An 11,340-nucleotide genomic window follows, 5' to 3' on the forward strand; every position below is an offset into this window, starting at 1 on the left:
TCACCGCCAGGCCCCCTCACACCCCGCACCAACAAAGGGCGCGCGCCAGACCGGGGGAAAACACTGCTGAACTCCAAGCAAGGAACCTTCCCCATGAAAGGTCAGGACTAGAGGCAAACTAGGCGCACCACCCCAAGGAGCGCCGGCCCAAAGGGCCGGTCCGGCGCGCGCCCGGCATCTTCGATGCTATTCGGGCGCAAGGAGGTGCGTGGGGTGATTGGGTTCGGAAGACCTCATAGGGCATGGGCGGAAAGGCGCGGTGCCGGGGCGTGTCGCCGGCCCCCCTCACAACTCGCACCAACATAGGGCGCGCGCCGGGCCGGGGGCCGGCGCTGCTGACCTCTGAGCTGCGCGTTTTATCTACGCAAGGTCAGGGCTATAGGCGATCTAAGCGCGCCATCCAAAGGAGCGCCGGCCCATCGGGCCGGTCCGGCGCGCGCCCGGCATCTTCGATGCTATTCGGGCGCAAGGAGGTGCGTTGGGGGATTGGGTTCGGGAGACCTCGGAGGGCATGGGCGGTAAGGCGCGGTGCCGGAGCCTGCGAGCCCACTTATTGTCTCGGAAAAGGCAGCATTTCCGTAATTCTCAGGGTTTGGCCGGTGATCTCGACCAGTCACCCGATCACGCGTCTCCGAAACCCGAGCGGGCCGCATCACCGACGGCAACACTCCACCCGAACACCCCGGCGCCCCAAACACCCGCGGCGCCCGGCACCCCACAACTCACGCCAGCGCCGTCACCCAGAGGATCGTCGCATCGTCCTCGGAGACCGAGATCACGTTGTGCCCCATGGTCGCGTCGTAATAGGCGCTGTCGCCCCGGCGCATCTCGATCGGCTCGTAGAACTCGGTGTAAAGCCGGATCACCCCGGTCAGCACGTAGAGGAACTCTTCCCCGTCGTGGCGCACCCAGCCGTCGAACTCCTCCATGGAGCGCGCCCGGATCCGCGCCTGGTAGGGCAGCATGGCCTTCTTGGTCAGCCCCTCGGCCAAGAGCACGTGCTCGTAGGTGGCGGTCGCCTGCGCCAGCCCCTGCCCGGCCTTGGCGCTCACCAGCCGGCCGTTGATCTGGTCGCGCTTCGGCGGCGTGAAGAGCTGCGGCACCGAGATCTGCAAGCCCGTCGCCAGCTTCTTCAGCGCGTCATAGGTCGGCGACATCTGCCCGTTCTCGATCTTCGAGAGCGTCGAGCGCGCGAGCCCCGCCTGCCGGGCCGCCTGTTCCAGCGTCCAGTCGCGGGCCTTGCGCAGCTCGCGCACCCGCTCGCCAAGGTTCAGCGGCTCGCCGAAGGCATCGGCGCCGTTCTCCCGGGCGATCCGGATCAGGGTCCTGGGGTCTCTTTCGGACATGACAAGGCTTCTATGGCGGCCACGGGAGGCTTGCAAGCGCGGCCGCATATCGCCTAGGGGCGCTACATGCTGGCGATCCATGACACCTGCGCACGCGGCGCCACCACGGCACCCGTCCCCGGCCAAGCCGAGGCCCCTGCTCCACGCTGGACCTCCACCGCGGCGACCGCGGTGCTGCGGTCCCGCGACCACGCCGACGAAGCCCGCGCCCAAAGCGTCGCCACGCCACCCCAAACCCACCGTCCCGCCGCCCAATCCCGACACAAACCTTGTGCCAGCGGCCCCGGGGCCCATCTAATCGTCAAACCACACGCCTGAAACGCGCGGGCCCGAGGGCCTGCCCGATCCCCCGAAAGGAGCCCTTTTGGCCAAGCTCGACATCTTCTCCGATCCGATCTGCCCCTGGTGCTACATCGGCAAGGCCTTTCTCGACCGCGCGCTCGAGGCCAACCACGACCACCCCTTCGAGATCGCCTGGCACCCCTTCCAGCTGAACCCCGACATGCCCGCCGAGGGCATGGACCGCCGCGCCTATCTCGAGGGCAAGTTCGGCGGCAAGGAGGGCGCGGTCCAGGCCTATATGCCGGTCGTCGAACGCGCCAAGGACGCCGGGCTCGACATCGACTTCGAGGCCATCGAGCGCACGCCCAACACGCTGGACGCGCATCGGCTGATCCATTGGGCCGGTATCGAGGGCCGCCAGACCGCGGCGGTCTCGGCGCTCTTCCGGGCCTATTTCAAGGAAGGCCGCGACATCGGCGCCCATGACGTGCTGGCCGATATCGCCGACCAGATCGAGATGGACGCCGCGGTGATCCACCGGCTCCTGGCCAGCGAGGCCGACCGCGAGGAGATCCAGAACCGCGACAAGGCCGCGCGCGACATGGGGCTGAGCTCGGTGCCGACCTTCATCGTCGCGGGCCGCCACGCGGTGCCCGGGGCGCAGCCGCCGGAGCTTTGGGAAAAGGTCATCAGCGAGATCAAGTCCGGGGCGCTCGACGCCGCCGAGTGAGCCTCGGCGCACCGGGCGGTCGCCCCGCCAGTCGCCCAACCTTGTCCCCATGAATTTCGGTATACCGCCGCATACAACACTTCCCGTAGCGCCCGCGATGCGCTAGGGGAGGCCCCAGGCGATTCAGGCCCCACACCCGGCCCAGCGGAGCGAACCCATGTCCAAGATCAAGGTAGAGAACCCCATCGTCGAGATGGATGGCGACGAGATGACCCGCATCATGTGGGCCTTCATCAAGGACAAGCTGATCACGCCCTACCTCGACCTCGACCTGCTCTATTACGACCTCGGCATCGAGGAACGCGACCGCACCGAGGACCAGGTGACCGTCGAGGCCGCCGAGAAGACCAAGGAGGTCGGCTGCGCGGTCAAATGCGCCACGATCACCCCCGACGAGGCTCGGGTCGAGGAGTTCGGCCTGAAGAAGATGTGGCGCTCGCCCAACGGCACGATCCGCAACATCCTCGGCGGCGTGGTCTTCCGCGCGCCGATCATCTGCCGCAACGTGCCGCGCCTCGTGCCGGGCTGGACCCAGCCCATCGTGATCGGCCGCCACGCCTTCGGCGACCAGTATCGCGCCACCGACTTCAAGTTCCCCGGCAAGGGCAAGCTCTCGATGAAATTCGTGGGCGAGGACGGCACGGTGATCGAGGAAGAGGTCTACGACGCCCCCGACGCCGGGGTCTTCATGGGCATGTACAACCTCGACGCCTCGATCCGCGACTTCGCGCGGGCCTCGCTGAACTACGGGCTGAACCTCGGCTGGCCGGTCTACCTCTCGACCAAGAACACCATCCTGAAGCAATACGACGGCCGCTTCATGGAGATCTTCCAGGAGGTCTACGACGCCGAGTTCCGCGAAGCATTCGAGGCCAAGGGCATCGAGTACCAGCACCGCCTGATCGACGACATGGTGGCCTGCGCGATGAAGTGGAACGGCGGCTTTGTCTGGGCGACCAAGAACTACGACGGTGACGTGCAGTCCGACACCGTGGCGCAGGGCTTCGGCTCGCTGGGGCTGATGACCTCGCAGCTGATGACGCCCGACGGCCAGATCGTCGAGGCCGAGGCCGCCCATGGCACCGTCACCCGACACTACCGCCAGCACCAGGCGGGCGAGCAGACCTCAACCAACTCGATCGCCTCGATCTACGCCTGGACCGGCGGGCTGAAGCACCGCGCCAAGCTCGACGGCAACGCCGAGCTGCAGACCTTTGCCGAGACGCTGGAGCGGGTCGTGGTCGAGACCGTGGAGGCCGGGCATATGACCAAGGACCTGGCGCTGCTCGTCGGCCCCGACCAGGGCTGGCTGACCACCATGGGCTTCCTCGAGAAGGTCGACGAGAACCTGAACAAGGCGCTGACGCTCTGAGGATGTGATGCGCGGCACCCCGGGCCGGAGAGCGGGCCGGGGTGGCGTGGTGAGCGTGGTTTCGGGGCGCGCTGCGGGGCGTCTTGGTGTGTGTTTCGGGGCGTTCGGCTGTCGGGCGCTGTGATGGCGCTGGTTGCTGTAAACGCGGCACCTGCGCTGCGTCCTGCGGGAGGATCTAACCCCGCATTTTCAACGTAACTGAGAGCCGACCCTCTCCGCCAAAACCCAAGCGCCCACCCTGCCCGGCTCCGCCGCACGCGCCCCGCACCGCCCAATTTCCGGGCGAATGCTGCGGCGCAGCGACGCGGGGCCCCGGGGAATCGCCCCCGGGCCCTTGCCTTCTGCGCCCCGTGGCCCAGAACAGCGCCCATGATCCTGCTCGAGACACCCCCCGCCGACCGGCACACGCTGGCCGAAGACATCCAGGGCATGATGATCGGCTGCACGCTGGTCGCGCTCTCGATCCAGTTCCTGCGCGCCTCGGAGCTGATCACCGGCCAGATCGCCGGCCTCGCGCTGGTGGTCTCCTATCCGACCGGCTGGTCCTTCGGCATGGTCTTCTTCGTGCTGAACCTGCCCTTCTACGTGCTGGCGATCCGCAAGATGGGCTGGATCTTCACGGTGAAGAACTTCATCGCGGTGACCACCATGTCGGTCATGGCCGACCTGATGCCGCTGGTCCTGACCATCGAGCCCCTGCACCCGGCGGTCGGCGCGAGCCTCTTCGGGCTCTGCGCGGGCATGGGGCTTCTGGGGCTCTTCCGCCACGGCGCGACGCTGGGCGGCGTGGGTATCGTGGCGCTCTGGCTGCAGGACCGGCGCGGGATCCCGGCGGGCAACACGCAGCTCGCCTTCGACCTTTGCGTCTTCACGCTGGCGATCTTCCTCTTCTCCTACGCCCAGGTGCTCTGGTCGCTCCTCGGCGCGGTGATCCTGAACGCGATCATCACCATCAACCACCGCCGCGACCGCTACATCGCCCGCTCCTGAGCGGGCCGCGCGGGGGATTTTGCCTCCCCAAGGGGTGAGATAATTTTTGAAGCGCGCGGGGCCGAGAGCGCCCTGCGCGCTTCATTCTTTGCGAGAATTATGAACCGCAAACATCTGTATTAAAACACTTTTACGCGACACCTCACCCACCGCCTCACCCACGCAATCCCCGCCCGAATTCCACGCATTGACACCGGCGCGCTCCCGGCCCAACCTGCCGCCCACAACCAGGGGTGCCCCGACCGAGGGCTGAGATGCGCGGGTCCCGCGCGAACCCTTCAAAGCTGATCTGGGTCATGCCAGCGGAGCGAGGTACAGCATGTTCATAGGCGCGCAGGTGTCGCTTTACCCGATGACGTCCGATTTCGTGGGCGTCATCGAAACCGGGCTCGAGGGCCTGTCCCCCTATCGCGAGAAACTGAGGATCGAGACCGACGACATGTCGACGCTCATGGTCGGCGCGCCGGAGCCGCTGCTCGATGCGATCCGCGATCTCTTCGCCGCCGCCGCGCGCCGACCGGAACATGTGACCATGCATGTCACCCTCTCGCGCGGCTGCCCCGGAGAGCCCGACGACCCCAGTTGCCGCTGCGAGACCCTGACCGAGGCGCAGCACCTGCCGCTCGCCACCCGCCAGACCCGCGCCCTGGAGGCCGTCGCGGCGGCGCCCGAGACCGGCGTCAGCATCGACGTGCAGTTCTCGCTCTACGTGCTGGGCCAGGACGGCCATATGGACGAAATCTACGGCTGCATCGACTTCCTGAAGTCCTCGGGCACCTTCCTGAAGGCCAAGAACTTCTGCACCCGGCTGCGGGGCGACGCGGGCGCGGTCTTCGAGACGCTGCGCCAGGCCTTCCTGCGCTTCGGCCCGGCCGAGGGGCATGTGACCATCGACCTCACCGCCTCGGCCAATTCGCCCAGCCTGAGCTGATCCGCGCCGCATAAGCCCCCGGTCCCGGTCGCGGGCCCCGGGAGGCCCTGCCGCGCGGCCCGGAGGTCGCCCATGTCGCTTGTCCACCGCATCGCCCCGGCGCTGTTCTGCGCCGCGCTCCTGCTTCTCGGTTGGGAGGTCTATTGCACCCGCGCCGGGGTCTCGCCGCTGGTGCTGCCGCCGCCGAGCGGCGTCCTGCGCGCGCTGCACGTCGAACGCGCCGAGATCCTGCGCCACGCGCAGAGCACGCTGACCGTGGCGGCCCTGGGCTTCACCCTCTCGGTGAGCTTCGCCTTCCTCACCTCGGTCGCGCTCTATTTCACGCCGCTTCTGCGGCGCGGGCTCATGCCGCTTCTGGTGGCGAGCCAGACCGTGCCGCTGGTGGCGCTGGCGCCCCTGATGATCCTCTGGTTCGGCTTCGGACTCCTGCCCAAGGTGCTTCTGGTCATCCTGGTGACCTTCTTTCCGATCCTGGTGAGCCTTCTTGCGGGCTATCGCGCGGCCCCCCGGCCCTTCACCGAGCTTCTGACCGCCATGGGCGCGGGGCGGCTCTCGGTCTTCCGCCGGGGGGTCCTGCCCGCCGCCCGGCCCAGCTTTTTCGCCGGGCTCCGCATCTCGGCGACCTATGCCATCGTGGCGACGATCTTCGCGGAATACGCGGGCGCCCGCAGCGGCATCGGGATCTACATCCTGACCGCCAAGAACACCTTCCGCGCCGACCTGGTGCTGGCGGGCGTGGTGGTCTCGGCCTGCCTGACGCTGATGCTTCTGGGCACGCTCGCGGGGGTCGACCGGCTGACCGCGCGGCGCTTCCGGGAGGCCCCGCATGCTGCGCATTGAGGGGCTGACGATCACCGCAGGCGCCGCGCCCCTGGTCGAGGAGCTGGGCGTCGAGCTGCCCGAGGGGCAGCTCTGCTGCCTGATCGGCCCCTCGGGCTGCGGGAAGACCTCGGTCATCAAGTGGCTCGCGGGCATCCTGCCGCCGGGGCTTGGCGCGCAAGGCCGGGTCACGCGCGACGGCGCGCCCATGGCGCGGCCCGATCCGGCGCTCGCCTATCAGCCCCAGGCCGATGCGCTCTTTCCCTGGCTGACCGTGGCCGAGAACGCCGGACTCGGCCTCGAGATCGCGGGCCGGAGCCGCCGCGCCGCCCGCGCAGCCGTCGCGCCGCTCTTCGCGCCCTTCGGGCTTGCCGGGACCGAGGATCATTTTCCTGGCCAGCTCTCGGGCGGGATGCGCCAGCGCGCCGCCTTCCTGCGCACCATCGTGCAGGACAGCCGTTACGTGCTTCTCGACGAGCCCTTCTCGGCGCTCGACGCGGTAACCCGGCTGCGCATGCAGGACTGGCTCTGCGCGCGACTCGCCGAGACGCCGCGCGGCGTGCTCATGGTCACCCATGACCTGCACGAGGCCACCCAGATGGCCGACCGCATCCTGGTCATGTCGGCCCGGCCCGGCCGGATTGTCGCCGACATCCCCCTGACCACCCCGCGCGCCGCGCGTAGCGAGGCCGCCCTGGCCGAAACGCGCATGACGCTGAAATCCCTGCTACTGGAGGACTGACCCCATGATCCGATCCCTGATGACTTGCGCGCTGCTGGCCCTGCCCGCGAGCGCCAGCGCCGAAGACCTGAGCATCGCGCTCGACTGGACGCTCAACACCAACCACGTCGGCCTGATCGCCGCGCGCGACCGGGGCCTTTACGAGGCCGCGGGGCTCGAGGTCGAGATCCTGCCCTATTCCGACACCAGCTCCACCGCGCTTCTGGCCGCAGGGGTGGCGGATTTTGCCTATATGACCTCGCTCGGCTTCATGAGCGCGCGGGCCTCGGGCGCCGGGATCACCGCGCTCTGGGCGACCATGCAGCAGGAGACCGGGCGGCTGGTCTACAATAGCGACAACCCCGAAATTTCCACGCCCGCCGACCTTGAAGGCAAGACCTACGCGGGCTTCGGCAGCGCCTGGGAGGACGCGCTGATCTCGACCATGATCGAGCATGACGGCGGCACGGCGGAATATGACACGGTGACGCTTGGCACCGGCGCCTACGAGGCGCTGGCCACGGGCGCCGTGGATTTCACCCTCGAGGTCGCCACCTGGGAAGGCGTGAACAGCGAGCTTCTGGGCCGCGATCAGTCCGCCTTTGCCTATGCCGATTACGGTATCCCCGAGCAGCAGGGCGGCTATATCGGCACGCGGTCGGACGACCTGGCCGAGGCGCCCGCGCTGGTGGCGCGCTTCATGCGCGCGACGCAGGAGGGCTACGCCTGGGCGGCGCGGCACCCCGAGGCGGCGGCGGAGCTGCTCCTGGCGGCGGGCGATTTCCCCAATCCCGCGCTGGTGCGGGGCTCCATGCAGGCCATCGTCGCGGGCGATTACCTGACCGACGGAGAGACCCCGGTGGGGTCGATCGACCGCGAGCGGTTCTCGGGCATGGCGCAGTTTCTCTACCAGAGCGGGGTGCTGAAGGACGGCTCGGGCGAGGTGTTGGCATGGCCCGGGGATGTGTCGGGCTGGGTGGACCAGGGATGGATGGAACAGTGAGGGGGGTGGCCCCGCGCTCAGGCGGCGATGCGCGGTGCTGGTAACCGCTCCGACGCGGCGGTGCTCGGACGTCGGTAGGCTATGGTTCGTCGCCGGTTGGGTCGTCCCCTTATGCCACGGTCCGACCAGCGCTTGCCTTCCTGTCTCACGCAGCCCGTGCCACCGCCCACATCGCAACCCCTCACACCAGAGGGCGCGCGGCGGACCGGGGGGCGGCGCTGCTGACTGCTGAGCGAGGCGCTTTATCCATGCAAGGTCAGGACTAGGGGTGAGCTAGGCACGCCACCCCAAGGAGCGCCGGCCCATCGGGCCGGTCCGGCGCGCGCCCGGCACCTTCGGTGCTGTTCGGGCGCAAGGGGGCGCGTGGGGTGGTGAGCGGGGGGGCGCAACCCCAACGAATCGGCGTCGCGCTGACACCGAAACGCCACCACGACCCCCTCCCCCCTCAGCCCCATCCCGCCACCGCCTCGGCTTCGCTCTTTCGCCGCCCTCGCGCGGCCAGTAAGGAGAGCGGACCACGACAACACGAGGGGTTCCATGGATCGCGCCACCCGCATCAACACCACGATCGGCACGGATATCGGCGCCAGCGCGGCGCAAGTCGCAGCGGCGGTGAAACTCTTGGACGAAGGCGCCACGGTGCCCTTCGTGGCGCGCTACCGCAAGGAGGCCACGGGCGGGCTCGACGACACCCAGCTGCGGCGGCTCGCCGACCGGCTGGGCTACCTGCGCGAGATGGACGAGCGCCGCGACGCCATCGTGAAATCCATCCGCGAGCAGGACAAGCTGACCGAGGAGCTCTCGCGCGCGATCGCCAAGGCCGAGACCAAGGCCGAGCTCGAGGACATCTACCTGCCCTACAAGCCCAAGCGCCGCACCAAGGCGATGATCGCGCGGGAAAACGGGCTCGAACCCTTGCGCGACGCGATCCTCGCCAAGCGCGGCACCCCGCCCGAGAGCCTGGCCGAGGGCTATCTCTCCGAGGCCGTGCCGGGCGTGAAGGAGGCGCTCGCCGGGGCCCGCGACATCATCGCCGAGGAGCTGGCGGAAAACGCGGGCCTCGTGGGCGACCTGCGCAGCTTCCTGCAGAAAGAGGCGCTGGTCACTGCCAAGGTGGTCAAGGGCCAGGAGGAGGCCGGCGCCAAGTTCTCGGATTATTTCGACCATGCCGAACCCTGGGCGCGGGTGCCCTCGCACCGGGCGCTGGCGATGATGCGCGCCTGGAAGGAAGGCGTCGTGCAGCTCGAGATCGGCCCCGAGCCCGAGACCGGCCAGCCGCGCTGCGAGGCGATGATCGCCGCGCGGCTCGACCTCAAGGGCGGCGGGCCGGGCGACGCCTGGCTGCGCGAGGTGGCGGCCTGGGTCTGGCGGGTGAAGCTTTCCTCGACGATGATGCTGGACCTGATGGCCGAGCTGCGCGCCCGCGCCCACGAGGAGGCCATCGCGGTCTTCGCCCGCAACCTGCGCGACCTCCTGCTGGCCGCGCCGGCGGGCGCCCGGCCGACGCTGGGGCTCGACCCGGGGATCCGCACCGGGGTCAAGGCAGCGGTGGTCGACGCCACGGGCAAGCTGGTGGCGACCGAGACGCTCTATCCTTTCCAGCCGAAACGCGACATGCGCGGCGCCCAGGCGGCGATCCTCGACATGATCGCGCGGCACGGCATCCAGCTCATCGCCATCGGCAACGGCACCGCCTCGCGCGAGACCGAGAAGATGGTCGCCGACACGCTGGCGATGCTGCCGCGCGACGTGCAGAAACCCACCAAGGTGGTGGTCAGCGAGGCCGGCGCCTCGGTCTATTCCGCCTCCGAGCTGGCGGCGCGGGAGTTCCCCGATCTCGACGTCTCGCTGCGGGGCGCGGTTTCCATCGCGCGGCGGCTGCAGGACCCCCTGGCCGAACTGGTGAAGATCGAGCCCAAGAGCATCGGCGTCGGCCAGTATCAGCACGACGTTGACCAGCACCGGCTGGCGCGCTCGCTCGCGGCCGTGGTCGAGGACGCGGTGAACGCGGTGGGGGTCGATCTCAACACCGCCTCGGCGCCGCTTCTGGCGCATGTCTCGGGGCTGGGCCCCGGGCTCGCCGAGGCCATCGTCGCCCATCGCGACAGCCACGGCGCCTTCGCCGCGCGCAAGGACCTGCTGAAGGTGACGCGGCTCGGTCCCCGGGCCTTCGAGCAATGCGCGGGCTTCCTGCGCATCCGCGACGGCGGCGAGCCGCTCGACGCCTCGGCGGTGCACCCGGAAGCCTATGACCTCGCACGCCGCATCGTCGCCGCCTGCGGCCGCGACCTGCGCGCGATCCAGTCCGACCCGAAGGCGCTGCAGGCGCTCTCGCCCGAGGAGTTCGCCGACGACCGCTTCGGCCTGCCGACGGTGCGCGACATCCTGGCGGAGCTGGAAAAGCCCGGCCGCGACCCGCGCCCCTCGTTCAAGACCGCGACCTTCGCCGAGGGCGTGGAGGAGATCACCGACCTCAAGCCCGGCATGCGGCTCGAGGGCACGGTGACCAATGTGGCGGCCTTCGGCGCCTTCGTCGACGTGGGCGTGCACCAGGACGGGCTGGTGCATGTCAGCCAGCTCGCCGACCGCTTCGTGAAGGACCCCCACGAGGTGGTGAAGGCCGGCGACGTGGTGCAGGTGCGGGTGACCGAGGTCGACGTGCCGCGCAAGCGCATCGGGCTGTCGATGCGCAAGGACGGCGGCGCCTCGGCGCGGGAGGACCGCAGCGCCCGCGAGGCGCAGCGCCCCGGCGGCGGCAAGTCCGGGCCCGGCAAGGGCAAGGGCGCGCGCGGTCCCAAGGGCGGCGGCAAATCCGGCGGGCAGCCGCGCGGCGGGTCGGATCAGACCGGTTCGCTGGGAGCTGCGCTGATGGATGCGATGAAGAAGCGCTGAGGCTTGGCCCGGGCGGCGTGACGAGGCGCCGCCCGGTGGGTTTACCGGGCAGCGGCGCGCTTCATGTGGCGCGTGAGAAAACGCCCTTAACGCTCTGATTTATATTTATTAAGGCAAAGAAACGCTCGCTCGCCGCGCTCTTCTTTGCCCTCTTTCCGCGCCCGCCAAAGCCCGCGCGCCGCGCCAATCTGGCCGCTCTCCCAAACACCCAAACCAAGAAAAAAGGGCCCCCGCGGGGGCCCTGTTCAGTCGTG

The 11,340-nt window shown here is 69.2% G+C and carries 9 protein-coding genes and 1 riboswitch; of the genes, 8 read left to right on the top strand and 1 reads right to left on the bottom strand.

Annotation, left to right across the window (positions count from 1 at the left end; translation table 11 throughout):
• Nucleotides 1-722 precede the first annotated feature (722 nt).
• Nucleotides 723-1,346 (bottom strand): helix-turn-helix domain-containing protein, encoded by a 624-nt coding sequence (locus tag ACX938_RS17255; RefSeq protein ID WP_459431966.1) that lies wholly within the window; start codon nt 1,344-1,346, stop codon nt 723-725.
• Between the two features lie 364 nt (nt 1,347-1,710).
• On the opposite strand from ACX938_RS17255, the gene ACX938_RS17260 reads away from it, so the two are divergent.
• From ACX938_RS17260 to ACX938_RS17295, 8 genes are all read left to right on the top strand, one after another.
• Nucleotides 1,711-2,358, top strand: a complete 648-nt coding sequence (locus ACX938_RS17260; RefSeq protein WP_459431967.1) for a DsbA family oxidoreductase — start codon at nt 1,711-1,713, stop codon at nt 2,356-2,358.
• Between the two features lie 157 nt (nt 2,359-2,515).
• Complete coding sequence (locus ACX938_RS17265) at nt 2,516-3,730, top strand: NADP-dependent isocitrate dehydrogenase (RefSeq protein ID WP_459431968.1); 1,215 nt, start codon at nt 2,516-2,518, stop codon at nt 3,728-3,730.
• 369 nt (nt 3,731-4,099) lie between these two features.
• On the top strand, nt 4,100-4,720 hold the full coding sequence (locus ACX938_RS17270; protein ID WP_232753043.1) for a YitT family protein: 621 nt from the start codon (nt 4,100-4,102) through the stop codon (nt 4,718-4,720).
• A 219-nt stretch (nt 4,721-4,939) separates the two neighbouring features.
• A riboswitch (TPP riboswitch) is annotated at nt 4,940-5,048 on the top strand.
• The gene (locus ACX938_RS17275; protein WP_459431969.1) at nt 5,040-5,651 is read left to right on the top strand and encodes a YkoF family thiamine/hydroxymethylpyrimidine-binding protein; all 612 of its coding nucleotides are present in this window, start codon (nt 5,040-5,042) and stop codon (nt 5,649-5,651) included. It overlaps the preceding riboswitch by 9 nt.
• A gap of 72 nt (nt 5,652-5,723) precedes the next feature.
• On the top strand, nt 5,724-6,491 hold the full coding sequence (locus ACX938_RS17280) for an ABC transporter permease (RefSeq protein ID WP_459431970.1): 768 nt from the start codon (nt 5,724-5,726) through the stop codon (nt 6,489-6,491).
• The gene (locus ACX938_RS17285) at nt 6,478-7,212 is read left to right on the top strand and encodes an ABC transporter ATP-binding protein (RefSeq protein ID WP_459431971.1); all 735 of its coding nucleotides are present in this window, start codon (nt 6,478-6,480) and stop codon (nt 7,210-7,212) included. The genes ACX938_RS17280 and ACX938_RS17285 overlap by 14 nt, the downstream gene beginning before the upstream one ends.
• 4 nt (nt 7,213-7,216) lie before the next feature.
• On the top strand, nt 7,217-8,194 hold the full coding sequence (locus ACX938_RS17290) for an ABC transporter substrate-binding protein (RefSeq protein ID WP_459431972.1): 978 nt from the start codon (nt 7,217-7,219) through the stop codon (nt 8,192-8,194).
• A 537-nt stretch (nt 8,195-8,731) separates the two neighbouring features.
• Nucleotides 8,732-11,086, top strand: coding sequence for a Tex family protein (locus tag ACX938_RS17295; RefSeq protein ID WP_459431973.1), 2,355 nt, complete (start codon nt 8,732-8,734; stop codon nt 11,084-11,086).
• The last annotated feature ends 254 nt before the right edge of the window (nt 11,087-11,340 follow it).

Source organism: Roseivivax sp., from assembly GCF_054552075.1.